This is a genomic window from Rhizobium terricola, assembly GCF_012927355.1.
Taxonomy (GTDB): domain Bacteria; phylum Pseudomonadota; class Alphaproteobacteria; order Rhizobiales; family Rhizobiaceae; genus Allorhizobium; species Allorhizobium terricola.
On the sequence record NZ_JABBGK010000001.1, the window covers coordinates 1 to 25,704 of the forward strand.

18 protein-coding genes are annotated in these 25,704 nt (G+C 63.8%); 7 read left to right on the forward strand and 11 right to left on the reverse strand.

Going from position 1 to position 25,704, the window contains the following annotated elements:
• Window positions 1-211 precede the first annotated feature (211 nt).
• Window positions 212-1,120, reverse strand: coding sequence for a LysR family transcriptional regulator (locus HHL25_RS00005; RefSeq protein WP_169586032.1), 909 nt, complete (start codon window positions 1,118-1,120; stop codon window positions 212-214).
• A 209-nt stretch (window positions 1,121-1,329) separates the two neighbouring features.
• On the opposite strand from HHL25_RS00005, the gene HHL25_RS00010 reads away from it, so the two are divergent.
• Together HHL25_RS00010 and HHL25_RS00015 are read left to right on the forward strand one after the other, a co-directional pair.
• The gene (locus tag HHL25_RS00010) at window positions 1,330-2,223 is read left to right on the forward strand and encodes a DMT family transporter (RefSeq protein ID WP_169586033.1); all 894 of its coding nucleotides are present in this window, start codon (window positions 1,330-1,332) and stop codon (window positions 2,221-2,223) included.
• 272 nt (window positions 2,224-2,495) lie between these two features.
• On the forward strand, window positions 2,496-5,900 hold the full coding sequence (locus HHL25_RS00015; protein WP_169586041.1) for an autotransporter domain-containing protein: 3,405 nt from the start codon (window positions 2,496-2,498) through the stop codon (window positions 5,898-5,900).
• Between the two features lie 45 nt (window positions 5,901-5,945).
• Here the strand turns inward: HHL25_RS00015 and arsA are convergent, their stop codons facing one another.
• The 5 genes from arsA to HHL25_RS00040 all read right to left on the reverse strand — a co-directional run bounded on the left by arsA (window position 5,946) and on the right by HHL25_RS00040 (window position 11,263).
• A complete protein-coding gene (gene arsA, locus HHL25_RS00020; protein WP_315852989.1) occupies window positions 5,946-7,712 on the reverse strand; it encodes an arsenical pump-driving ATPase in 1,767 nt (588 codons plus the stop codon).
• Window positions 7,713-7,793: 81 nt separating this feature from the next.
• The gene (locus tag HHL25_RS00025) at window positions 7,794-8,654 is read right to left on the reverse strand and encodes a metal ABC transporter permease (RefSeq protein ID WP_169586043.1); all 861 of its coding nucleotides are present in this window, start codon (window positions 8,652-8,654) and stop codon (window positions 7,794-7,796) included.
• On the reverse strand, window positions 8,651-9,511 hold the full coding sequence (locus HHL25_RS00030) for a metal ABC transporter permease (RefSeq protein ID WP_169586045.1): 861 nt from the start codon (window positions 9,509-9,511) through the stop codon (window positions 8,651-8,653). Before HHL25_RS00030 ends, HHL25_RS00025 begins: the two co-directional genes overlap by 4 nt.
• Window positions 9,492-10,379, reverse strand: a complete 888-nt coding sequence (locus HHL25_RS00035; protein WP_205927689.1) for a manganese/iron ABC transporter ATP-binding protein — start codon at window positions 10,377-10,379, stop codon at window positions 9,492-9,494. Before HHL25_RS00035 ends, HHL25_RS00030 begins: the two co-directional genes overlap by 20 nt.
• On the reverse strand, window positions 10,376-11,263 hold the full coding sequence (locus HHL25_RS00040) for a metal ABC transporter substrate-binding protein (protein WP_315852990.1): 888 nt from the start codon (window positions 11,261-11,263) through the stop codon (window positions 10,376-10,378). Before HHL25_RS00040 ends, HHL25_RS00035 begins: the two co-directional genes overlap by 4 nt.
• Before the next feature lie 244 nt (window positions 11,264-11,507).
• On the opposite strand from HHL25_RS00040, the gene HHL25_RS23415 reads away from it, so the two are divergent.
• Window positions 11,508-13,205 carry a hypothetical protein gene (locus tag HHL25_RS23415; RefSeq protein ID WP_205927690.1) on the forward strand — a complete coding sequence of 566 codons (1,698 nt, stop codon included), beginning with the start codon at window positions 11,508-11,510 and terminating at the stop codon, window positions 13,203-13,205.
• Between the two features lie 211 nt (window positions 13,206-13,416).
• Entirely contained in the window at window positions 13,417-14,286 is an 870-nt protein-coding gene (locus tag HHL25_RS00050; protein ID WP_169586047.1) for a hypothetical protein, read from the forward strand.
• A gap of 94 nt (window positions 14,287-14,380) precedes the next feature.
• Here HHL25_RS00050 and lysS read toward each other — a convergent pair whose 3' ends face one another.
• The 5 genes from lysS to HHL25_RS00075 all read right to left on the reverse strand — a co-directional run bounded on the left by lysS (window position 14,381) and on the right by HHL25_RS00075 (window position 21,560).
• Window positions 14,381-15,877 (reverse strand): lysine--tRNA ligase, encoded by a 1,497-nt coding sequence (gene lysS / locus HHL25_RS00055; protein ID WP_169586049.1) that lies wholly within the window; start codon window positions 15,875-15,877, stop codon window positions 14,381-14,383.
• A gap of 248 nt (window positions 15,878-16,125) precedes the next feature.
• Window positions 16,126-17,583, reverse strand: a complete 1,458-nt coding sequence (gltX, locus tag HHL25_RS00060) for a glutamate--tRNA ligase (protein ID WP_169586055.1) — start codon at window positions 17,581-17,583, stop codon at window positions 16,126-16,128.
• A gap of 470 nt (window positions 17,584-18,053) precedes the next feature.
• Window positions 18,054-19,826 (reverse strand): SLC13 family permease, encoded by a 1,773-nt coding sequence (locus HHL25_RS00065; RefSeq protein WP_169586057.1) that lies wholly within the window; start codon window positions 19,824-19,826, stop codon window positions 18,054-18,056.
• A 165-nt stretch (window positions 19,827-19,991) separates the two neighbouring features.
• Window positions 19,992-20,750, reverse strand: a complete 759-nt coding sequence (locus tag HHL25_RS00070; RefSeq protein WP_169586059.1) for a TerC family protein — start codon at window positions 20,748-20,750, stop codon at window positions 19,992-19,994.
• 108 nt (window positions 20,751-20,858) lie between these two features.
• Complete coding sequence (locus HHL25_RS00075; RefSeq protein WP_169586060.1) at window positions 20,859-21,560, reverse strand: TetR/AcrR family transcriptional regulator; 702 nt, start codon at window positions 21,558-21,560, stop codon at window positions 20,859-20,861.
• A gap of 145 nt (window positions 21,561-21,705) precedes the next feature.
• Between HHL25_RS00075 and HHL25_RS00080 the strand changes: the two genes are divergently transcribed.
• From HHL25_RS00080 to HHL25_RS00090, 3 genes are all read left to right on the forward strand, one after another.
• Window positions 21,706-22,911, forward strand: coding sequence for an HlyD family secretion protein (locus HHL25_RS00080; RefSeq protein WP_169586062.1), 1,206 nt, complete (start codon window positions 21,706-21,708; stop codon window positions 22,909-22,911).
• A 22-nt stretch (window positions 22,912-22,933) separates the two neighbouring features.
• Window positions 22,934-24,523 (forward strand): DHA2 family efflux MFS transporter permease subunit, encoded by a 1,590-nt coding sequence (locus tag HHL25_RS00085; protein WP_169586064.1) that lies wholly within the window; start codon window positions 22,934-22,936, stop codon window positions 24,521-24,523.
• A gap of 154 nt (window positions 24,524-24,677) precedes the next feature.
• Window positions 24,678-25,703 (forward strand): LacI family DNA-binding transcriptional regulator, encoded by a 1,026-nt coding sequence (locus HHL25_RS00090; protein WP_169586066.1) that lies wholly within the window; start codon window positions 24,678-24,680, stop codon window positions 25,701-25,703.
• Window position 25,704 lies beyond the last annotated feature (1 nt).

Sequence of the window (25,704 nt, forward strand, 5' to 3'; positions counted from 1 at the left end):
CGATGGAACGGCGGACGGAGACCCTTGCTCTCCCACGGGCTTGCTGTCCCAAAGGGAATTCGGTCTCCCATCCGCCACCGCAACCGGCATTACATAGCCGAATGCGCCATTTGGGAAGTTACAAGGGACAAGTGGCACTGCCGCGGCCGTCCCCTCTCTCCGTAAGCGGGGAGAGGGTCAGGGTGAGGGGCAAACTCCAATCTTTCCTGAACTACCGTCCCCGGCCGCTCCTCAGCGCCTCGGCGATGCCGACGAAGTCGCGGGCGGATTGCGGCAGGCTCGAGCCCTTGCGCCAGACCATGCCGACCTGAACGACGGGGAGGGCGCCGGAGACGTCGCGGCTTTCGATGCGGTCGCCTTCCAGCGACCACGGGCGGTAGACCAGATCCGGGAGAAGGGCGACCCCGGCACCGGTTGCCACGAGACTGCGGACCGCTTCCACCGAGCGGGTTCGAAAGGCGACATGGGGGCGGGCGCCGAGTGCCGAGAGCAGCTTGCCGGTGTTCTCCTCGATTTCGTCGACCGTCAGCATGATCAGCGGTTCGCGGGCAATGTCGGCGACCGAGATGATGTCTGCGGAGACCAGCGGGTGACCCATGGGCAGCCACAGGCGATAGGGAGAGGTTTCAAGGATCTCTGCCTGCAGCGCCAGGCGGTCGCGCAGGTTGGAAATGACCATGACCGCGACATCGAGCTCGCCGCCGATCAAGAGGTGTTCGAGATAGGAGCCATTATCCTCGATGGCCGAGACCTCGACGCCCGGGCAGGCGCGGCGGTAGCGGGCGAGCAGATCGGACAGGACGTAGCCGGCGACCAGCGAGGTGACGCCGATATTGAGGGTGCCGCCGGTGTTCTCCTGGGTTTCGGAGAAGGCGTTGCGGGCGTCGGAAACGGTCGCCAGGATCTTCGTCGCATGGCGAAGAAACTGGTGGCCGTTGTGAGTGATCGACAGGCCGCGCGGGTGGCGGTCGAAAAGTTCGACGCCGAGATCGCCCTCTAGTTCCTTGATCGCTTCGGTCACCGAGGACTGCGAGATCGACAGGTTCTGTGCGGCGCGCGTGACCGATCCCTGTTCGGCGACGGCGACGAAATACTGCAATTGGCGAAGCGTGAAAGCCATGGCCGGTTAGAGCATGGCCGGGGGCGGAAGGGCAAGCGGCGCCCGCACTGCCGGACAGGTCGGTGCGGAGGTTTCAATCCTCCCGCCCGCCGCACGGCAGATGTGCAAAGTTCCGACTTTGCAAATGACAAGAGACGTATACGATCGATTCGTGTCTTTGTGCCCGGAGCAGGGCGCTTCTCCGCTCTCTTCCACGGTCTGCCGGTTTCATGAAATCCACGCCGCTCGGCTATGCCTTCGCCATCCTCGCCTTCATCATCTTCTCGGTGCAGGACGCGGTTTCGAAACATCTCGGCATGGCCTATCCGCCGGTGCTGGTGGCGATGTTCCGTTACTGGGCCTTCGCGGCCTTCGCGATCCTCCTGGCCATGCGGGCGCGCGGCGGGCTGAAGGCGGCGGCTGCAACGCAGCGTCCGCTGTTGCAGATCGCGCGCGGCATGCTGCTCGCCACCCAGATCCCGATCGCCATTTCGGCCTTCGCCCTGGTCGGTCTTGCCCAGTCCCAGGCGATCTTCGCCTCCGGTCCGCTGATCGTCGCACTGCTCTCGGTGCCTATCCTCGGCGAGAAGGTCGGTTGGCGCCGGTGGACGGCGATCGGCGTCGGCCTCTGCGGCGTGCTGCTGATCCTGTCTCCCAGCGGCGGTGATTTCAGCCCCTATGTCATCCTGCCCATCGCGACGGCGGTGATCGGTGCGATCTACGGATTGCTGACCCGGCTGGTGAGCCGGGCCGACGGCCCCATGACCAGCTTCTTCTATATCGGGATCGTCGGTGCCATCGCGCTTTCGATCGCCGGACCGTTCTTCTGGACGCCGCTTGCGCCCTCCGACTGGAAGTGGATGATCCTCCTCTGTTGCACGGGGATCGCCGGCCATTTCCTGCTGATCAAGGCCTATGACAATCTCCACGCCGTCGCGGTCCAGCCGATCACCTACCTGCAGCTCGTTCTCGCTTCCGGCATCGCCGTCGTCGTCTTCGGGGAGACGCTGAAGGCCAACATGGTGATCGGCGCGGTCATCGTCGTGGGTGCGGGGCTTTTTACAGTATGGCGCGAGAATGTGCTGGCACGGCGAAACTCAGCAACTGCTCCCACCGACAAGTGAAACCGGCGCATCGCCGAAATCCCTTACGGCCAATTTAGGTCATAGTTTAGTTTTCACTCACGGCTTCGTTGACCCGGTGCGAGGCGCTGTCCAGAAAGAGTTGTAAGATTCTGTTTATATATTCGAAGTTGTTGATTTAGGCGGATATTCTCTTTCCCCGCGGATTGACTCTTCGGGGAGGTTTGCCTGTGAAGTCCGCCCGTCATGCCCGCCTGCGCCGGCTATCTTCGACCAGTGTTCTGGCCCTGTGTGTGGCCGCCGGGATCTCGGGAGTGGCACGTGCCGACACTGTGAATTGGACTGGGGCGGTCAGCTCTGACTGGTTCAATGACGGCAACTGGGAGTGGTATAACCATACTCCCACTGCCGCTGACGAGGGACGGATCGACAAGACCGGGGTCGTTCTCGACAACGCCGCCGGAAATGTGGGCAATCTTCTGATCGGCCTGGGTTCGACCGGGGACCTTACCGTCAACGACGATCTCAATTCGACCACCGCGACGTTCGGTTGGAGCACGGGCTCGAGCGGGACGCTGACCATCAACGGCGCGGGAAATGCATGGATCAATTCCGGTGACATCTACGTCGGTAATGCCGGTGAGGGTTTGATCAGCATTCTCGGCGGCGCTTCCGTCAACACGGGTGCGCTTTACATCGGCAGCGGACCCACCTCGACCGGTACGGTCAGGCTGGAGAACAATTCCCAGCTCATCTCTTCCGGCTATCTCTATGTCGGTTTCGGCGGCGATGGCGTATCCGGGGCGACCGGTTATCTGAACGTTCTTTCCGGCTCGGATGTCACCAGCGCCAACAGCGTGATTTCCAACGGTACCAACACCCACGGCAACGCTGTTGTCGACGGGGTCGGTTCGACCTGGACCACGACCAATCATCTTCTCGTCGGTGGCGGCAGCCTCGGCACTCTCGAGATCACCAATGGTGGTTATGTCGAGGCCGGCAGTGCAGCGGTGGCCAACTCTGCGGCTGCTTCGGGCAGCTTTGTCACGGTGAGCGGAAGTGCCAGCGGAACCGCGAGCCGATGGAATGTCCTTGGCGATCTCCTTCTTGGCACGATCGGGGAGGGCACGCTGGAGATCCTCGACGGCGGCGATGTCGATGTTGGGGCCGCCTATCTCGGCAGCTCCGGCACGGGACACGGGTCGATCATTGTCGACGACGCGACGCTCGACATCGTCGATCGCATTGGTGTCGGTTACGATGGTGAGGGTGAGTTGACCATCCGCAACGGCGGCACGGTCGATTCGGACGGAGCCATCCTCGGCTGGAATGCGTCGGCGAGCGGAACGGCCACGGTCACCGGTTCCGGCAGCCGCTGGGACAACACCGACACGCTCTATGTCGGCAATCTCGGCGACGGATTCCTCACCATCGCAGACGGCGGCGTCGTGACGAGCACACTCGGCTATGTGGGTACCGAGAACGGTTCCGACAGCGAGGCGACAGTGACCGGTGCGGGATCGTCGTGGGAAATGAGCGACGCGTTCATAGCCGGTCACAATACCGGTTCCGAAGGCACGGTCACGATTTCCGCCGGCGGTTCGATCAGCGCGCTGCAGGGGATCCTGGGGGACCTCAGCGGCTCGATCGGCACCATGACTGTGACCGGGACAGGGTCCACGTGGTCGGCGATCGTCGATCCGATGGTCCTCTACTCCGGCGACCTTAATGTCGGACGCTTCGGTACCGGCTATCTATCGGTTCTGGCCGGGGGATCCGTGGTCGGCAATCGCCTGAACATCGGTAATGAGGTCGGATCCGACGGAACAGTGCTCGTATCCGGTGCCGGCTCCAGCCTGACGATCGCCGATCGGCTCTCAATCGGCAACGAGGGTGACGGCAGCCTGACGGTGGCCAATGGTGCAACGATCTCGGCGGGCAGCATCGTCATCGCAGACGAAGCCACATCAAGTGGTGTCCTGAACATCGGCGCGGTCGCAGCAAGCAGCGCGGCGACGGCCGGCGCGATCGACACATCAACAGTGATCTTCGGTGACGGCACCGGCGAGATCGTCTTCAATCATACAGCCAGCGACTATGTCTTCGGCGCCGATGTCGAAGGAGACGGGACGCTCTCCTTCCTGTCCGGCACGACCAACCTGACCGGCGACTACACGGATTTCACCGGAGCGCTGTCGATCGCTGGCGGTTATGTCTCGGTCAACACGTCGACCCTTTCCGTCGTCGCCGACGTCCTGAGCGGTGCGACGTTGGGCGGCAACGGCACGCTCGGCAATGTCGCCGTCGCGAGCGGCGGTACGGTCGCGCCGGGCAATTCCATCGGCACGATTAATGTGGCGAATATCACCTTCGCCGCCGGGTCGGTCTATTCGGTGGAAGTCAACGATGCGGGCGCGAGCGACCTGATCAATGCATCCGGCACCGCCACGATCGACAGCGGCGCAAGCGTCAGCGTCGGACCGGTCAACGGCATCGACGACGGGACGTCCTACACGTCCGGTACCGTCTACACCATCTTGACCGCGGCAGGCGGGGTCACCGGTACGTTCGGAACCCTGACCGATAGTTTCGCCTTCCTCGATGCGACCTTGAGCTACGGTGCAAATGACGTCTATCTGACGCTTCTGCGCAACGGCGTGAGCTTTACGAGCTTTGCCGAAACGGACAACCAGTTTGCCGTCGCTGGTGCACTGGAGACACTTTCGACGTCGGATGCGCTCTACAATGCCGTCTCCGGACTGGGAGCTGCCGCTGTACCTGGCGCTTTCGACGATCTTGCCGGCGATGTTCATGCCTCGGCCAAAGCGATGCTGGTCGACGACAGCCATTTCGTCCGCGATGCCTTCAATGCACGACTGCTTGACGGCGATCACCAGGGCTACGGCTTCTGGACCTCCGCTTATGGTGCGTGGGCACGTTCGGAGAGCGATGGAAATGCCGGTTCGCTGGCCTATGCGACGGGCGGCTTTGCCGGCGGTGTCGACGGGATCTTCGCCGACGACTGGCGCATCGGCCTTGCCGCAAGCTACAGCCGCACCGCCTTCGACGTCGATTCGCGCTCCTCCTCCGGGACATCGGACAACAACACGCTGGGCGCCTACGGTGGCCGTGCCTTCGGTCCGGTCGATCTTCGTTTCGGCGCAGCCTATACTTGGCATCGGTTGAATACCGAGCGGACCGTCGATTTCGGCAGCCTGGCCGACGTCAACGAGGCGGGCTATGACGCCGCGACCGCACAGTTGTTTGGAGAGGCAAGCTACGACGTCGAAACCGGCTTCGGGCGGATCTCGCCGTTTGCCGGACTGGCCTATGTCCATCTGCAGAGCGACGGTTATTCCGAGAGCGGCGGCGTATCCGCGCTTTCGGGCGGGGCGAGTAGCTATGCGACGACTTACGGCACGCTCGGCCTGCGCGGCGAAAGGGCCGTGGAGATCGGTGGGGCCGCGGCCATGTTCCAGGGCATGCTCGGCTGGCGTCATGATTTCGGCGACGGGACGGCGAGCGTTCGTCATGCCTTTGCCGGAAGCGACAGTTTCACGGTCGAGGGCGTTCCGATCGCTTCCGACGTCGCGGTGATGGAGGCGGGTCTTTCCTTCGCCATTCGGGAAAACGCGACTGTCGGGCTTTCCTATGCCGGCCAGGCCGGTGCCGGCGACTGGCAGCAGCAGCTCAGGGGACGGCTGGATATCCGCTTCTGAACCTGCGGCCCCGCCCGGCGATGTCGCCGGCGGGGGCAGGTTTGCCTAACTGCGGGTGGCGATGGCGCGCAGTTCGTCGAGGCCGACCGGGGCAATGGCACGAAAATCCAGCCCGTAGACCCGGCTGGCGAAATCATGTTTCACACGTTCGATCTGGATCGCCTCGCCCCTGATGCGGGCGGCGAGAAGCGGATCGGTGGTGCCGGTGATCGCCATCGACTTGTTGATCACCCAGCCATAGGGCTCGATACCGGCCCGGCGAAGATCGTCCTGAAGGGCGCCGGCTTCGGAGACCGGTGTCGTCTCCGGCAGGGTCACGAGCACGACGCGCGTATAGGCCGGATCCTGCAGGCGAATAAGTGGCGTGACCATCCGGCCCGGTGCGCTTTCATCGAGGTGGCGGGTCATCTGGCGGTGGTAGGCGCCGGTCGCATCGAGCAACAGCAGCGTGTGGCCGGTCGGGGCCGTGTCGATGACGACGAAGCTGCTTCGCGCCTCGCCGACCACGCGAGAAAAGGCGTGGAAGACGGCGACCTCCTCGGTGCAGGGCGAGGCGAGGTCCTCGCGCAGCAAAGCCTTGCCGTCCTCATCGAGATCGCGGCCCTTGGTCGTCATGATCTTTTCGATATAGCGGGCAGTCTCGGCTTCGGGATCGATGCGGTCGACGGTCAGGCCCGGCATGGCCTCCGACCCGACAACGAAGGACAGGTGGGCCGCCGGATCGGTGGTGGTCAGGTGGACCGAGTGGCCGCGGGAGGCGAGCCCGACCGCAACGGCGGCTGCGATGGTCGTCTTGCCGACGCCGCCCTTGCCCATCACCATGACGAGGCCCTTGCCGCCGGCCTCGACATCATCGACGAGCGCCGAAAGATGCGGCAGGTCCGGGATGGCAGGATCGGCGTCCACGACCGTTTCCGCCGCGGTCGTGGACGGTGCAAGAAGGGCGCGCAATGGCTCGAGGCCGACCATGTCGAAGGGCTGCAGCGCCACCTCGTCGCGCGGGAGGCTGGCAAGCTCGGCGGGGAGTGCGGCGAGCGCCAGCGTCTGTTCGGCGGCAAAGGCGGCCGCGACCCGATCCGAGGTGTCGGACGGCGTGAAGCGGCCGTTGACCACCAGCATCTGGTTGGAGAGGCGGAGTTCTTTCAGTTCGCCGGCGGTGCGGGCGGCTTCGCGGATCGCGCCACGTTCGGCGCGGGTCACCAGCACGATGGTTGTGCGGGCCGGGTCGCCCAGGCATTCCAACGCCTCGCGGAAACGCTCTTCCTGCATCTTCAGTCCGGAATGCGGTCCGAGGCAGGAGGCGCCGCGTTCGTTGGCCTCCAGGAAGCCGGTCCAGGCCTCTGGCAGGCTGAGCAGGCGCAAGGTGTGGCCGGTCGGTGCGGTGTCGAAGATGATATGGTCGAATTGCGGATTTTCGTCCGCAAGCAGTCCGACGAACTCGTCGAAGGCGGCGATCTCCGTCGTGCAGGCGCCGGACAACTGTTCGCGGACCGTCGCCTTCTCCTTGTCGGTGGCTGACGGGTCCATCTGGTCGAGCACGCGCCGACGATAGTCTTCCGCCGCGGTCTCCGGATCGATGTTCATGGCAAAGAGGCCCGAGACGCCCGGGATCGGCTTCGGATCACTGCCGAGCGGCACGCCGAGCATTTCGTCGAGATTGGAGGCCGGGTCGGTACTGACCAGAAGAACCGACAGTCCCTTGTCGGCGAGCGCGATCGCGGTAGCGCAACTGATCGAGGTCTTGCCGACACCGCCCTTGCCGGTGAAAAACAGGTGGCGGTTCGGGTTCGCCAGAAGTTTCAGTGCGGTCACGTCCTGCTCCTCATCGCCAATTCCTGAACGCGACCCTACAGGAAGCGCCACGATTGTGAATTGACTTAAGGCAAGTCCATTTCAGCTGCCGGTGGCGGGTGCGGACGTGTCACTGGTCCGGCGGGATTTCACAACGGTGCGCAGGAAGGCAAGGACGAACATGCCGGTCATCAAAAGCACGATGGTCGGGGCCGGAGCGCTGTCGATCAGGAAGCTCAGATAGATGCCGGCGACCGTCGCGGTCACTGCGACGCCGACGGCGGTCAGGAGCATGGTCTGGAACCGCCGGGTGATCAGGAAGGCGATCGAGCCTGGCGCCACCAGCATCGCGACCGAGAGAATGATGCCGACCGCCTTGAGCGCACCGACCACCGTCAGCGACAACACGGCGAGCTGGCCGTAGTGCAGCAGGCGGACCGGAAGGCCGATGGCGCGGGCGTGCTGAGGATCGAAGGCATGGGCAAGCAGATCCTTGCGCAGGACGATGAGAAAGGCGGTGGCCGCAAGCGCGATCAGCCCGGTCTCGAGCAGGTCGAGCGGCAGGATGCCGAGCATGTCGCCGAACAGGATATGGTCGAGATGAACGTCCGCCTGGACCTTCACATAGAGCACGAGGCCGAGACCGAACATGCCGGAAAAGACGATGCCGAGCACCGTGTCTTCCTTGATGCGGCTGTTTTCCTTCACGTAGCCGGTCGCCAGAGCACAGATCATGCCGGCGACGAAGGCGCCGACGGCGAGCGGCAGGCCGAGCATGTAGGCGACGACGACGCCCGGCAGCACGGCATGGGAGACCGCGTCGCCCATCAGCGACCAGCCTTTCAGCACGAGGAAGCAGGATAGCAGCGCCATCGGCACGGCGATCATCAGCGTGACCGCGAAAGCGGACTGCATGAAAGGCAGCTGGAAGGGGAGTAACAGGAGTTCGATCGTCTCGCTCACGGGGCTGCCTCCAGGGCTGCGGCCGCGCGGCGACGAGCCGCCAGTATCCCGTGCTTCGGTGCGAAGACGAAAGCGGCGAGGAAGAGGGCGGTCTGCAGCACGACGATCACGCCGCCGGTCGCGCCGTCGAGGAAATAGCTCAGATAGGCGCCGACGAAGCTCGTTGCCGCACCGATCAGGAAGGCCATGACGATCAGGCGCTGGAAGCGGTCGGTGAGCAGATACGCGGTGGCGCCGGGCGTTACCACCATGGCGACGACGAGAAAGGCGCCGACGGTCTGGAGGGCGGCCACGGTCGAGCCGGCGAGCAGGGTGAAGAAGATCACCTTCAGGAGATCGGGTCTGAGACCGATCGAGCGGGCATGGTTCTCGTCGAAGAAGGCGACCATGAAATCCTTCCACTTGGCCGTCAGCACGACGAGGCTGACGCCGCCGATGATGACCAGCTGCAGGGTGTCTGCGGGCGTGATCGCGAGGATGTTGCCGAGCACGATGGTCTGGATGTTGACCGAGACCGGAGACAGCGAAACCATGAAAAGGCCGAGACCGAAGAAGGACGTGAAGATGAGCCCGATGATGGCGTCTTCCTTGAGCCGGGTGCGCTGATTGAGGAAGAGCATGGCCCCGGCGGCCAGTCCACCGGAGATGAAGGCGCCGAACGCGAAGGGCAGGCCGATCATGTAGGCGCCGGCGACGCCGGGGACGATCGCATGCGAGAGCGCGTCGCCGATCAGCGACCAGCCCTTCAGCATCAGGTAGGATGACAGGAAGCCGCAAACGCCGCCGACAAGGGCGCTCACCAGGATGGCGTTGCGCATGTAGTCGTAGGTAAAGGGCTCAAGCAGGAGACTGATCATCGGCCTTTTCCGGTTGCGGCTTGCAGTAGATGACGAAGGGGCGCTCGTCGTCGGTGATGACCTTGAGCTGGCGGGCGTCGGCATCGTCGTGCAGGTCTGCGCCGCCTAGAACGAAATGGCGCAGCGCGCCGCCGAAGGCGGTCTTCAGGTTTTCCTCCGTGAAGGTGTCTTCCGTCGGGCCCGAGGCGATCACCGTTCCCTTGACGAAAATCGTGCGGTCGCAGAAATCCGGCACGCTGCCGAGATTGTGGGTCGAGACCAGCATGACGCGACCCTCGTCGCGCAGATCTTTCATCAGCGAGATGATCTGTTCCTCGGTCGTCACGTCGACCCCGGTGAAGGGTTCGTCGAGCAGGATGACCTGACCTTCCTGGGCGAGCGCTCGGGCGAGGAAGACGCGCTTGCGCTGGCCGCCGGAGAGTTCGCCGATCTGGCGCTTTCGGTAGTCGCGCATGCCGACGCGGGCAAGCGCCTCCTCGACCTTTTCATGGTCGCGGCGCGTCGGGATGCGCAGGAAGTTCATGTGCCCGTAGCGGCCCATCATCACCACGTCCTCGACCAGGACGGGGAAGTTCCAGTCGACCTCCTCGGCCTGAGGCACGTAGGCGATCAGGTTCTGTCGCAGCGCCTGATGAACACTCATGCCAAGCACCGAGATCTCGCCGTCTGCGAGGGGCACGAAGCCCATGATCGCCTTGAAGAGGGTCGACTTGCCGGCGCCGTTTACGCCGACCAGCGCAGTAATGGTTCCCTTCGGGATGGCGAAGCTGGCATGGCGCAGCGCCGTCAGGCCGTTGCGATAGGTAACCGTCACGTCGCGGGCGGAAAGCCCGTCTGTCTTCGGTTTTCCGGAAGAGCCCATGATCATTTTGCCAGTCCTTGCGCGACGGTCGAAACCGTCGTCTTCAGAAGCTCCAGATAAGTCGGCACGGGACCATCCGCCTCGCTCAGGCTGTCGACATAGAGCACACCGCCATAGGCCGCGCCGGTTTCCTCGGCGACCTGCCGGGCCGGTTTGTCGGACACGGTGCTCTCGGAAAAGATCACGTGGACCTGGTGCTCACGCATGGCGTCGATGACCGCGCGCACCTGCTGGGGCGTGCCCTGGGCATCGGCATTGACCGGCCAGAGGAACAGCTCCTTCAGCCCGAGATCGCGAGCGAGATAGGAAAAGGCGCCTTCGCTGGTGACGAGCCAGCGTTTCTCGGCGGGGAGTGCCGCAATCTGTGCCTTCATGGGCTCGATCTCGGCGCGGATCTTGTCGGAATAGGCCTTGGCATTCGCTGCATAGGCCTCGGCGTTTTCCGGATCGATGTCGGTCAGGGCCTTGCGGATGTTCTCGACATAGATGAGCGCGTTGTCGGGCGACATCCACGCATGCGGGTTGGGCTTGCCGTCATAGCCGCCCCCGGAGATGCTGATCGGCTGAACCCCGTCGCTGATGACCGCGCTCGGCACCGAACCCAGATTGGCGAGGAACTTTTCGAACCAGCGTTCCAGGTTGAGGCCGTTCCACAGGACGAGGTCGGCATCGCTTGCCTTCAGGATGTCGCGCGGCGTCGGCTGGTAGTTATGGATCTCGGCGCCGGGTTTGGTGATGCTGTTGACCTCGGCGCGGTCGCCGGCAACGTTGGCCGCAATATCGGCGATCACGGTGAAGGTGGTGATGACCTTCGGTTTCTCTGCCGCTGCGAGCGGAAAGGGCAAAAACACCAGCGCGGCGGTCAGGACGCCTGCAATACGCATCAGCATGGATGGCTCCAAAAGGACTTCTTGCGAATAATTCTCATTAAAAGCTAAAGCGGAAATCACACTTGTCAATCTTTTTGCGAACCATTCGCAAAAAGATTGTTCGCCGAGGGCTTTTTTGTCGTCGGACGCCGATGGTGGATCGGATTGTTGCGAGTGGATTAAACCTTCCTCAAGAACGATATGACAAGTATCGGCTCCAGTATTGCGTAAAACTGCGGGGCGTGAGCATGGCGGAGTTGTTGGCGTGAAGGGTCTTTTGAGCAAGATCCATCTGTCGCGTAAGATCGTGCTTGCCTTCGGCGGTGTGCTCGTGTTGTGCGGTGCGACCGGAGCGGCGGCCGTGTTCATCGGCGCCGACAAGATCCTCGGACCGTCCTTTGCCGAGTTGAACGGTCTCTCCTGCACCGAGGTGCAGGTCACCAAGATCAAGAAGAAGGACCGGTTCTGGGTCCGCAAGTACATAACGACCGATGAGCCGGGCGATGGCCTGGCGCGCGTCAGGACGGCACTGCGCGTCGCGGGGGCCGTCTACGAGGCCGAAAAGCCGGATCTGGTCCAGGTCGTCGTGCTCGACAAGAGCGGGCCGAAGGACCGCTCCGCCATGCGCGGCCGCGCCATCGGCGCCGACGTCATCTTCGTTCCCGATCCGAGCCGCGTTCCCGAAGAGGCGAACGGAACGAAGCTCACCGCACGCTATGTCGACAAGCCGGCCAATGCGGAAGGGCTGTTCTACGGCGAGAAGATCGTGCTGCAGGACGCAGACATCGCAAATCTCGTCGCGCGCCTCGACGACAAGACGGATTGCATCAAGCCCGAGGTTGTTGTGCCGGAGGGCCATGGCGCCCCGGCCGGCCACGGGGAAGCAAAGGGGCATGGAGAAGCCAAGGGTCACGGAGACGCCAGTGGCCATGGCGAGGCGGCTCCGGCCGGCGAACACGGTGCGGAAGCCCCGGCCGACGCCCATGGCGAGGCTGCACCCGCCGAAGGGCACGGCGACCCGACCGCCGCTGAAGGCCATGGCGAAGGTGAAGCGGCTGCCGATCACGGCGCGGCCGAGAGCAAGGGCTGGTTTGCGTCGCTGACGGGCATGGTGTTCGGTAGCGAGGAAGCTCCGGCGGCAGCCGAGGGGCACGCCCCGGATGCCGGTCATGATGCAGCGGCTCCTGCCGAGGAGCCTGGTGCTGCGCCGGCCGAGGGCCATGGCGAGGTGCCGGCAGGCGAACAGCCGGCGGATGACCATGCGGCGGCTCCTTCCGAAGGTCATGGCGAAGCGTCCGAGCCGGCGGCAGAGGCTGCTCATGCACCGGAAGCGCCGACGGCCGACGCTATAGCGCATGAAGCCGTCAAGGCCGAAACGCACGAACCTGCCGCTGCGGAAGCTGCACAGGGCGGCTGGTTCTCCTCGCTGAAGGGTATGGTACTCGGGGCCGAAGAAGATCCGGCGGCCAAGTCTCCGCTCGCGGCCGCAACGGCCGATCATGAGGCCGCGCCCGCCAAGGCCGAAGTTCATGCGGCGCCAGAGGACCATAAGGCGGCGCCGGTCGCACACCAGGCCGCTCCCGTCTCGGCGGACGATCATCCGGCACCGGATGCGCATGATGCGACGCCCGTCGCACAGGAGGCCGCTCCGGCCGAGGCCGAGGGGCATGCTGCGACCGAAGCGGACGCTTCCGCCGAAGGGCACGCTGCCGCACCCGCTCCGGCCCAGGAGGGCACCAAGGCTAGCGCCGCCGGTGCTGCCTGGTTGAAGAAGCTGCGCGAGAAGCCGCTCGAAAGCGGTCACGACGGTGCGGCTGCCGCGGCGCCGGCTGCCGATGCCCACGCGGCCGAAGGACATGACGGTGCTTCCGCCGGGGAAATCCCGGCCGAAGACAGCCTCATCCTGCCGCCGAAGGCGAGTGACAAGCCCGAGGGCGAGCAGAAGGCAGAGGCCGGCCACTGACCGTCGGCGAAGGGATGACGCGGGCGGCCTGACGCCGCCGCGTCCCTCATTTTCAGGCGATTTTCCGATTGTCTTCGCGCAGCCGGCGAAAGCCGGCAGTTGCGCATAACTCTCGACCGTTTCTCATAGCTTTTAGGTTCCCTCCGGGCATTGGCGCAAAAATCGCGGGTCGCTATCACAGGATGCCAGCGATTGAACGAGGGAAGTTGCCGTGCGCGTCGCCATTGTTTTTGCAAGCCTGTTCCTGACCACAACAACAGTCGCCTGGGCGGAAGACCCGTTCGAGGGCAGCCAGCGCGGCATGCTCAGCGTGACGCTGGAGCTTTCCGGCACCAACCGTGTCGATCTGCCGAATGGCGTCGAGTGGGCGGCAATCGAGGCCAGACGGTCGATGGCCGTCGAGTTCGAGCTCGTCGACGTGGGCAATGACGGGCTGCCGATCGTCGCGGCGAAGCGGGACGGTCCCGTGCTTTCTCCGGAGATGGACGGCCTGAAAGGCAAGATCGAGGCGTGCGGGGATGATCAGGCCTGTCTGGCGCGGACGATGATGGAGTTCGCGGCGGCCGGCGGCGGTGGTGCCAATGTCTTCCAGCAGATGACCGGACAGCAGCCCGGGCGTTACCGGAATTTTGCCGGAGACAGGTCCGGAACCTGCGCCAAGGGCACCTTGGTGGTGAAGGATGTCCTGACCGGCGTCTATATTCCGCCGCCGGAGCCGGCCAGGGCGTACAGGTTCACGCGGAACGGGAGCCGCGAGCTGCCCGCGACGGACGCAGCGTTCACCGACGCCGTCTGCGGCATCGAGATGACGCTCGATACGGTGGCGAACACGATCAGCCTGCGCCTGCCGGCCTCGCTGGCGGTCGGGGTTTCGCTAGGCGCCGGCGCCTTCACCGACGAACGCGCTGTAAAGCTGGTCGAGGGCGATCGGTTCATCGCCATTCATGACCAGCCTGCCGGTGGCCCCGGCGCCTGGGGCGGCAGCGCCGAAATCGCGAATGCCGGCTCGGCCTCGCACAATTCCGGCCAGGTCGTGGCGCCGTTGAAGGGTCGGCTGGAATGGCACTTTTCCGAACGTTGAACAATCCAGGCGCAAGGCCGAGTCGGGCGGAAGACAAAAAAGAAGGCGGCGCCGAAGCACCGCCTTCTAGAAATGTCCTGCTGGAATAGATCGATCAGTCGGCCTTGTTGCGGCGGGCCGGAAACAGGATGACGTCACGGATCGACGGTGCGTTGGTCAGCACCATGACCAGACGGTCGACGCCGATGCCGAGGCCACCGGCCGGCGGCATGCCCTGGTCCATCGCATCGAGGAATTCCTCGTCGAGGGCCTTTTCCTTTTCGCCACGGGCGTGGGCCTGGGTCAGCTGCTCGACCATGCGGCCGCGCTGCTCTTCCGGGTCGTTGAGTTCGGAGAAGGCGTTGCCGAGTTCCCAGCCGTTGACATAGGTCTCGAAGCGCTCGACGAGGCGCGGTTCGCCCGGCACTTCCTTGGCGAAGGGCGAAATGTCCTTCGGGAAGTGGATGACGTGTGCCGGCTGGATCAGGTCGCCCTCGACCGTTTCCTCGAAGACGAAAGCGAGGCATTCGCCCCAGGTCGCATCCTTCTCGACTTCGAAGCCTGCATGGCGGGCGGCGGCGCGCGCCTCCTCGTCGGTCTTGATCGCGAGGAAGTCGATACCTGTCTTCTCCTTGACGGCGCCCGGCATGGAGATGCGGCGGAACGGACCCTTGAAGGAGAGAACCTTGTCGCCGTAGGGCACCTCGGTCGTGCCATGGAGGCTCATCGCTAGTTCCGAGAACATGCGTTCGACGAGGTCCATGATGTCCTCGTAGTCTGCATAAGCCCAGTAGCACTCCATCATGGTGAATTCCGGATTGTGCCGGGTGGAGACGCCTTCGTTGCGGAAGTTGCGGTTGATCTCGAACACCTTGTCGGACAGGCCGGAGACCAGCGTGCGCTTGAGGAACAGTTCCGGCGCGATGCGCAGGTACATGTCCATCTTCAGCGTGTTGTGATGGGTCTTGAACGGCTCGGCGGTCGCGCCGCCATAGACAGTCTGCAGCATCGGCGTTTCGACTTCCATGAAGCCGTCGCCTTCCATGAAGCGGCGGACGCCGGAGATGATCCTGGAGCGCTGCTGGAAGCGCAGCTTCGAGTCCTCGTTGGTGAGGAGGTCGAGATGGCGCTTGCGGTAGCGAAGCTCGATGTCGGCGAGACCGTGATACTTCTCCGGCATCGGGAGCAGCGTCTTGGTGAGCATGATGATCTCATGCGCGTTGATCGTCAGCTCGCCGCGCTTGGTGCGACGCACCTGGCCCTTGACGCCGATGATGTCGCCGAGGTCGATCATCGGCAGCAGCGCGCGGGCTTCTTCAGGGGTCATGTCCTTGTGGCTGAAGATCTGGATCTTGCCCGAGGCGTCATGGATGTCCATGAACATGCCGGAATTGCGCGAAGAATAGACGCGGCCGGCCACCGTGATGATATCGTCCGACTCCTGATCCGGCTCCAGCCCTGCATATTTCTCGGCGAATTCCGCATTGGTCATCGTGCGGTGGAAATGGGCCGGATAGACGTCGCCGACGGTCTTGCGCAGCTGGTCAAGCTTCTGGCGACGGACCTCGGTCGGGTCGGAGGAGAGGGCGGTTTCGGTCTTCTGTTCGGTCATCGTGTGTTTGCCTTCGGCGGCTGTCGTCGTTTCGGTCACCCCCCTCTGCCCTGCCGGGCATCTCCCCCTCAAGGGGGGAGATCGGATGGGGGTACGCTATTCGCTCCCCTCTGACGGTGCTGCCGACATGTCATGAGTTTGAGGCACTGGGCCGGCCACTCGATAATCTCCCCCCTCGAGGGGGAGATGCCCGGCAGGGCAGAGGGGGGTATTATCTGCACCGCCCGTTGAGGCGGCACTCAATCAAATCAGTTCTGCGCGCCCGCCATCGCGGTCAGCACCTGGATCGCGACCTTCAGGCGCTGGCGCACGACCGACCGGCCGAGCAGCGCCATGCTGTCGAACAGCGGCAGCGAGCGCTGGCTGCCGGAGACGGCGACGAAGAGCGGCGGGGTGACGACGCGGAGCTTCTTGCCCATGCGGTCGGAGATCGCGCGCAGCTCTTCCTCGATCGTCGCGACGTTCCATTCGAGGATCTTTTCGAGATCTGCCTGGACGGTGGTGACGATTTCAAGGGTTTCTGCCGGGCTGGTCTTCAGGCCGCCGAAGGAAGCGGGCGTCAGGCCGACATCGTTCGCCAGCAGGAAGCCGGCGAGCGGCGGCAGTTCACCGAGCTTGGTGACTCGGCTCTGGGCGAGCTTCAGGCCTTCGACCAGTCTGTCGTTTTCCATCGACCAGTCGAGCACGCGGGCGATGAAGTCTTCCGGCGAAAGCTTCTCGCGCAGCCAGCGGCCGTTCAGCCAGTCGAGCTTCTGGATGTCGAAGATCGCGCCGGCCTTGTTGAGGTGGTCGGGGTCGAACTTTTCGATCAGATCCGCCATGTCCAGCAGTTCCTCGCCTTCGGCGATCTGGATGAAGAACAGGCCGAGGAAGTTCATCAGCGCTTCCGGCAGGTAGCCGAGGGCCGAGTAGTAAGAGATCGAGGTCGGGTTCTTGCGCTTGGAGAGCTTGGACTTGTCGTGATTGCGCATCAACGACAGGTGCAAAAACTTCGGCGGCTCAAGGCCAAGATGACGGTAGATCAGGATGTGCTTCGGCACCGACGCCAGCCATTCCTCGCCGCGGGCGACGTGGGTGATCTTCATCAGGTGATCGTCGACGACGTTCGCCATGTGATAGGTCGGCATGCCGTCGGCCTTCAGCAGGACCTGCATGTCGACGCTTTCCCACGGGATGGACACGTCGCCATAGACGCCGTCGTGGAAATCGCAGGAGCCTTCGGTCGGGACCTTGAGGCGCACGACATGCGGCTCGCCGGCTTCAACGCGGGCGGTCACTTCCTCGGCCTTCAGGTTGAGGCAAAGGCCGTCATAGCCCGGGGGCTTGCCGGCGGCGCGCTGGGCCTCGCGCATCTGCTCCAGCCGCTCGGGCGTGCAGAAGCAGCGGAAGGCGCCGCCGTCCTTGACCATCTTCTCGACGAACGGGCGATAGATGTCCTTGCGCTCGGACTGGCGATAGGGACCGTAGGGGCCGCCGACGTCGGGACCTTCCGACCAGGTCAGCCCGGTCCATTTGAGCGCGTCCAGAACCTTCTGCTCGAACTCGGCGGTCGAGCGGGTCGCGTCGGTATCCTCGATGCGCAGGATGAACTCGCCACCAAATTTCTTGGCGAAGAGGTAGTTGAACAGCGCGATATAGGCGGTGCCCACATGGGGCTCGCCAGTCGGGGAGGGTGCGATGCGGACGCGAACGCCGGAAGTGCTCATGGGAATCTTGCTCGTGGTGACGTGCGGTGTGATCGAGCGGTGGCCCGCCGGATCCTCGAAAAAGGGAAAACAATCGGCGGACGACGGGAAAACGCCTGAACTGCGCGTCAATCCTATCCTTTCCGCTGCGTGGCCTTAGGCCATATTCAGCCGCGGGCGTCAAGGAAAACTGCGGTGCGGACAGGGCATGGCTGCGATGCCGGAAATGGAAATTCGTCATTTCGTAAAAAAATACGAAAGAGGGGGAACCACTCGTCCCTGTGCGCGTTCTTCCGCCAGAACGCCGGCCGTGCCAACCGGACGCGACGGGTAAAGGGGAACACGGGGATTTTTCCGGTTTCTCTCCGTGGCCAACGAAATGGCAGACGAGCCCCTCACCAGTCCGGCCGCGTTCGCCCCTAGTCCCCGCCCTGAAAAGCCTGCATCCCGCCGATGCAGGCTTTTCTCCTTTTCGATGGAGCGTATCGGTTTCAGGCAACCGGCCATACGAGCAGCAACATCGGGATCGACACGGCGATGATGAGAAACGAAAGCGGTAGTCCGAGGCGCGGATAGTCGCTGAAACGATACCCGCCCGGACCCATCACCAGCGTGTTGCACTGATGCCCGATCGGGGTGAGGAAGTCGCAGCCGGCCCCAATCGCGACCGCCATCAGGAAGGCATCCGGCCGGTAGCCCAGGCCGGCGGCGAAGCTTGCGGCAATCGGGGCCATGACGAGAACGGTGGCGGCGTTGTTGAGGAAGGGTGTCACGGCCATCGCGGTCACAAGAATTAGGGCGAGAGCGCCATAGGCGGGCAGGCCATCGGCGGCGGCGCCCAGCCAGGCGGCAATCACGTCGCTCGCGCCCGTCGTGCGCAGGGTGTCGCTCACAGGGATCAGGGCTGCGAGCATCACAAGGATCGGGCCGTCGACGGCGCGGTAGATCTCGCTGAGCGGAATGACTTTGAAAAGCACCATGGCGAGTGCCGCTGCAAAGAAGGCCACGGCGACCGGGGCGAGGCCGAACGCCGTCGCGCCCATCGCCGCGACGAGGATGACGAGCGGGACGACCGCGTTGCGCGTGGTGCCGAGCAGGATCTCGCGTTCGGCGAGCGGCAGGCAGCCGAGTTCGAGCATCAGGCCGGGCAGCGACTGTCTTTGTCCCTGCAGCACCACCACATCGCCGGGGCGCAGCACCAGCTCCCCGAGACGCTCGCGGATGCGCTTACCCTTGCGGCTGACGGCGAGCAGGTTGACGCCATAGGTGTTGTGGAGCGATAGCTCGCGGGCCGAGAGCCCGATTAACGCCGACTCGTGGCTGACCACGGCTTCGATCGCGGTGATCTCGCCCGGCGGCATGTCGGACTTCTCAAGTGCCTTGCCGGAGAGCGCGAGCTTTGCCTGGGAGACGATCTGGTCGAGGGCTTCGGACGGGCCTTCGAGCATGATGGCATCGTTTTCCTTCAGGACGACGTCGGGAAAGGGAGAGATGCGGGTGTGGCCGCGCAGGATCGTGGTCGCGATCACCTCGCCGGCCGCCAATCCGAGCAGTTCGTTCAGAGTCTTGCCGATGAAAGGCGATTGTCTGGCGATCGTCGCCTCTGTGGCAAAGGCCGAGTTTTCGAGCGCTTCCTGCAGCGAGGGGTTCTGGTTCTCGCGTCGGGGTACAAGCCAGTAGAAGAATATCAGGAACAGAATGCCCGTGACGGCCAGTGCTGCGCCCACCGGGGTGAAGTCGAACATCGTGAAGGCCTCACCGGTGATCTCCTCGCGCAGTCGCGACACGACGATGTTGGGCGAGGTGCCGATCTGGGTGACGAGGCCGCCGAGCAAGGCTCCGAATGCCATGGGCATCAGGAAGACGGAGGGGGAGGTGTTCGAGCGGCGAGCGAACTGGAAGGCGACCGGCATCATGATCGCGAGCGCCCCGATGTTCTTGATGAAGCCGGAGAGCACGGTGACCGTGACGAGCAGAAGCAGCATCTGGGCGCGCAGGGATTTCAGCGACGGGAAGAACCGTTTGATCGCCATGTCGACGATGCCGGATCGGGCGACGCCGGCGCTGACCACCAGGGCGCTGCCGACGATGATGACGATGTCGTCGCTGAATCCGGAAAAGGCCTTTTCCGGCGGTACGAGGCCGAGCACGACGGCGAGGACCAGCGTCAGGCAAGCGACCACATCGTAGCGCAGCCGGTCCCAGAGAAAGCCGATCATCATCGCGGCGATGACGGCGAAGGCGAGGAGCTGCTCGGTGGTCATGGAACTCCGGTCATGTGAAGAGGGCAGGAAGACATGCGGGAAGGCGGGCAATCGCCAGTCAATGCTTGATGCGGGTGATTGTTCCCTTGTTTGCGGTCACGCCTCAAATGGAAAGGCCCGCGACGATGCGCGGGCCTTCCTGAACGAACGGCGGGATCCTGCCGATCAGTGCTTTGTCGCCTTCGCGGCTCTTTCGGCCTGCTTCTTGCGTCGGGCCATCATGTTCAATACCTCGACGAGGCCCGAGAAGGCCATTGCCGCATAGACGTATCCCTTGGGAACGTGGAAGCCCATGCCGTCGGCGATCAGCGTCGTACCGATCATCAGAAGGAAGCCGAGCGCCAGCATGACGATCGTCGGGTTCTTCTCGATGAAGTTGGCGAGCGGGGTCGCGGCAACCAGCATGACGGTGACCGCGATGACCACGGCGGCGACCATGATCGGCAGGTGCTCGGTCATGCCGACGGCGGTGATGATGCTGTCGACGGAAAAAACGAGGTCGAGCAACAGGATCTGGCCGATCGCGGCGGTCATCGTGCCCGACTTGGAGGATGCGATGAAGTCTTCCTCATGATCGATCGGGTCGACGTTGTGGTGAATCTCCTTGGTTGCCTTCCAGACGAGGAAAAGGCCACCGGCAATGAGGATCAGGTCCTTCCACGAGAAGCCGTGCCCGAAGGCTTCGAAAAGCGGCGTGGTGAGCTTGACGATCCAGGCGATGGTGCCGAGCAGGGCAAGGCGCATGACGAGCGCAAGGCCGATACCGACGCGACGCGCCGTCTGGCGTTGCTCTGGCGGCAGCTTGTTGGTCAGGATGGAGATGAAGACCAGGTTGTCGATACCGAGGACGACTTCCATGACCACGAGGGTGATCAGGGCGATCCAGGCGGCGGGATCCTGTAGGAGAGCAGTGATTTCCTGCATGAGCTCTTTCCGGTTAGCAGTGTCGGGCCGAAGCCAACAAATGGAGCAAGCTCTGCGCCGCGGCAAGGCCCCGGCGCTTTCAGGGAACAAAAAGTTGGTTTCCGGTCGCTATTGGCCGTTCGCAGGTGCCTTCGCACCATAGGCTGCCATGAAGACGCGCACCGCGCTCGCGGTTACCCGGTCGATTTCCGACTGGGGCGGGCTGATGCGCATCTCGCCGAACAGGCGCTGCTTGAAGAAAGTTCCGGTCGACAGATCTATGAACTGGCGGGCGGCGAGATCGGGGTCGTCTGTGACGAGTGCGCCACTGTCGATCTGGCGGCGGATGAAATCCTCAAGGACGCTGCGCGCATTGGCAGGCGTGCTGGCCAGGAAGCGGTGACAGAGGCCCGGCATGCGGTCGACGACGCCGAGCACCGTGCGCATGGCGGGGATCATGTCCGTCTCGATGATCTGGTGGACGAAAGCGTCGGCAAAGCTCTGCAGGCCCTCGGCCGCATCGTTGCATTCGGCAAGCAGGCCGCGCAGCGCTTCGGTGAAGAGGCCCTTCTCTCGCTCGATCAGCGCGGCGAACAAGTCTTCCTTGCTGTCGAAGTACACATAGATGGTTCCCTTCGAGACGCCGGCTTCCCGCGTCACGTCGTTCATGCTCGCCGCGTCGAAGCCCATCTTCATGAAGACAGTCTTGGCGCCATCGAGGATCTGCCCGCGCTTGACGGGATCTCCGCCGGCCGGGAACCGGCTCGGCAAGACCGGGTAGGGGAAATCTGGAACCGGTGGTCGCTCGACCTTTTTGGGTTGTCGGGTCATACACTATCCGAAAATTAACTTCAGTTGCCCACTTGATACACACTCGGGGCTTTCTCCCCCTTGATATGTGTTAAGAGAGGCTCTAAGTCAATCGAACCGAACGGTTCAGTTCGATTTCTGTCATCCGCCACCGAATGGTTTGAATATGTCTTCATCTCAAAGGACAAGCGCAGTTCGCGCCGTCAACGTCGACGACCAGCAGACGACCGAGCGCGAAGGCGCCGCTCTCGAAGCGCGTGCCGACGCTGCACAGAGCCATGCCACCACCGAGGCCCCGGCCGCTCCGGCCGCAAAGAAGCGCCGCAATCCGGTCTTGCCGGTGATCCTTGCCGCGCTCGTCGCCGGTGCGGGCTGGTACGGCTATGGCTGGTGGACCGAGGGCCGGTTCATGGTGTCGACCGAAGATGCCTATATCGAAGGTGACATCGCCATCGTTTCGCCGAAGGTCGGCGGCTATGTGAAATCGGTTGACGTAAAGAGCAACCAGCTGGTCAAGGCGGGCGACCGCCTCGTCACGCTGGACGACGGCGACTACCGGATCGCCGTCGACCAGGCCAAGGCACAGATTGCCGTCCAGCACCTGACGCTCGATCGCATCGATGCCCAGACCAAGGGTGCCGAAGCCACGCTTGCCCAGGCCAATGCCCAGAAGCAGGCCGCGGCCGCCAGCCTCGACCTTGCCGAGCTGTCCTTCAAGCGCGTCAGCGGCCTGCAGGCGCAGAGCGTCGCCTCGACCGCCGATCTCGACAGCGCCAAGACGCAGCTTGACCAGGCGCGGGCCAATCTCATCGGTGCGGACGCCAACATCGCGGCTGCAGAAGCCAATATTGCCGTGCTTCGCGCGCAGCGCGCCGAAGCGGATGCTGGGATCCGTACGTCAGAACTTGCTCTCGAGAAGGCTGAACGCGATCTCGGTTTCACGGTCCTGAAGGCACCTTACGACGGCGTCGTCGGCAACCTCGCCGTGCAGACTGGCGATCTCGTCTCTGCCGGAAAGCGGCTCGCCGCGTTGGTTCCGGTGCAGGAGCTCTACATCGAGGCCAATTTCAAGGAAACGCAGATCGCCAAGCTGGTTCCCGGCTCCAAGGTCGGCATTCATGTCGACGCCTATGGCGACAAGACGATCGAAGGCACGGTAACCTCCATCTCGCCGGCTTCGGGTGCAGTCTTCTCGATGCTGCCGGCGGAGAACGCCACGGGCAACTTCACCAAGGTCGTACAGCGCGTGCCGGTTCGCATCGCGATCCCCGACGAGGTGCTGAAGGAAGGCCACCTGCGCGCCGGTCTCAGCGTCATCGTCGACGTCGACACGCGCACGGCGCCTGAGGGTGCCGCGTTGGCGGCGAAGTAAGCGAAGGCCAGAGGACAGGACAATGGCGGCAGCGGGAACGACGGCAGCCGGATCGATGGCGTTGCCGGCCGCCGAAGAGCGGATGGATCCGAAGCGCATCATCGCCTTTTTCGCGATGGTGTTCGGCATGTTCATGTCGATCCTCGACATCCAGATCGTTTCGGCTTCGCTCGCGGAAATCCAGGCCGGCCTCGGCGCCGGCTCGGACGAAATCGCCTGGGTCCAGACGTCTTATCTGATCGCCGAAGTCATCATGATCCCGCTGTCGGGGGCGCTCGCGCGCATCCTCTCGACGCGCGTGCTGTTCGCCTTCTCGGCCGCCGGTTTCACCATCGCCAGCGCCCTTGCTGCGACGGCCACGAACATCGAGCAGATGATCATCTACCGCGCGATCCAGGGCTTCATCGGCGGCGGTATGATCCCTTCGGTCTTCGCGGCCGCGTTCACCATTTTCCCGCCGTCGAAGCGCAACATCGTCTCGCCGATCGTCGGCCTTGTGGCGACGCTTGCGCCGACCATCGGTCCGACCATCGGCGGCTATATCAGCCATGCCATGTCCTGGCACTGGCTGTTCCTGATCAACGTCGTGCCGGGGATCATCGTGACGGCCGTCACCTGGAGCCTGATCGACTTCGACAAGCCGAACCTGCACCTGCTCAGGAAGTTCGACTGGTGGGGGCTTTTGTGGATGGCGCTCTTCCTCGGCACGATGGAATACGTGCTGGAAGAGGGCAACAACAAGGACTGGTTCAACGACGGGCACATCGTCGTCGGCACCGTGATCATGGTCGTCGGCGGTTTCTTCTTCTTTCTCAGGGCCTTCAAGGTGGAGTTCCCGGTCGTCGACCTCAGGGCGTTTTCCAACGCCAATTTCGCCTTCGGCTCGCTGTTCTCCTTCGTCATGGGCGTCGGCCTCTATGGCCTGACCTATCTCTATCCGGTCTATCTCGGCCGGATCCGCGGCTATGACTCGATGATGATCGGCGAGACCATGTTCGTCTCGGGGGCGGCCATGTTCCTCACAGCGCCGGTGGCAGGTGCGCTGTCGAACAAGCTCGATCCGCGGGTCATGATGATGATCGGCTTTGCCGGATTTGCCGCCGGTACCTACACGATGACCTACATGACGGCGGACTGGGATTTCTACGAGCTCCTCCTGCCGCAGATCCTGCGCGGTTGCTCGCTGATGCTGTGCATGGTGCCGATCAACAACATCGCGCTCGGTACCCTGCCGCCGGACCGCATCAAGAACGCCTCGGGCCTCTTCAACCTGACCCGCAATCTCGGCGGTGCCGTCGGTCTGGCGATCATCAACACGATGCTGACACAGCGTTCCGACGAGCACTATGCGCGGCTTTCCGAGCATGCCGACTGGGGCAACCGCGCAGCGCTCGACTGGCTCGCCAGTGTCGGCGCAAATTACGACAGCTACGGTCTCGACGGCACGGCGGTCGCGATCAAGAAACTGTCCGGCGTGATCACCCAGCAGTCCTGGATGCTCTCCTTCATGGACGTGTTCATGGGGCTCACTCTGCTCTTCTCCTCGCTGGTGTTCCTGACCTTGCTGATCAAGAAACCTGCCGGAGCGGCGCCTGCAGGCTCCGGCCACTAGCCCCGTAAGATCTTTCCGAAATCCACCGCAGCGCCGAGGACCGCCTTCCCCCCACGGAAGACGGTCCTCTTCGTTCGGGGAAATCTGAGGTACGTACATCGAAAAATGATTTACGTACCTCAAAATCTCCGCTACGAGGATGCGCGGAGGAAGAATGAAGCCCACAGTCCATGATATTGCCGCCGTCGCCGGCGTCAGCCTGGCGACCGTAGACCGGGTGTTGAACCGCCGGCCGGGGGTCAGCGCGCGCACCCGCGACAAGGTCGAGGCGGCGGTCAGCACGCTCGGTTTCGTGCGCGACGTCGCTGCGGCCAACCTCGCCAAGGGCCGGGTCTATCCGCTGACCTTCGTGCTGCCGGCCAATGACAATTCCTTCATGCGCGATCTCGAGGCCGAGGTCCGCGAGGCAATAGCCCGGGCGCCGGTCGAGCGTACGGCGATCAGCATCGTCAAGGTGCCGCCCTTCGACGCGGATGCTCTGGTGCGGGCGCTCGACGCATTGATCGACGAGAAGCCGGCCGGCGTCGCGCTGGTGGCTGTCGACGCACCGGACGTGGTTGCTGCCGTGGACCGGCTGGTCGAGGCGGGTATCCCCGTGGTGACGCTGGTGTCGGATCTGCCGACGTCGCGCCGCAGTCACTTTGCCGGGATCGACAATCTTGCCGCAGGACGGACCGCAGCGAGCCTTCTCGGTCGCTTCGTCGGCCGAGAGCCGAGTTCGATTGCGGTGGTCGCCGGTTCGCTTCTGGTGCGGGATCACCGGGAACGTCTCGAGGGGTTTCGGGCAGTGATGGCTAAGGACTATCCGCATCTGACCGTGCTCGATGCGATCGAGGGGCGCGACGATCCGGCGGTGGTGGAACGGCTGCTTGGCGCCGAACTCGATCGAAGAGGCGATATTTCCGGAATCTACAGCCTCGGGGCCGGCAATCGCGGCCTTCTCGCAGCGCTCAGGTCGGCGCCACGGCGCGACCGGATTGCGGTGGTCGCCCACGAGCTGACGGGCACGACCCGGGAAGCGCTCGACGTAGGCCTGATCGACGCCGTGCTCAACCAGGATGCGGGGCACGAGGTGCGCAGCGCCATCCGGGTGCTGAAGGCGAAGGCCGACGGGGCGCCGCTGCTCGCCGGCCAGGAGCGCATCCGCATCGACATCTTTCTGAAGGACAATCTGCCGTGAG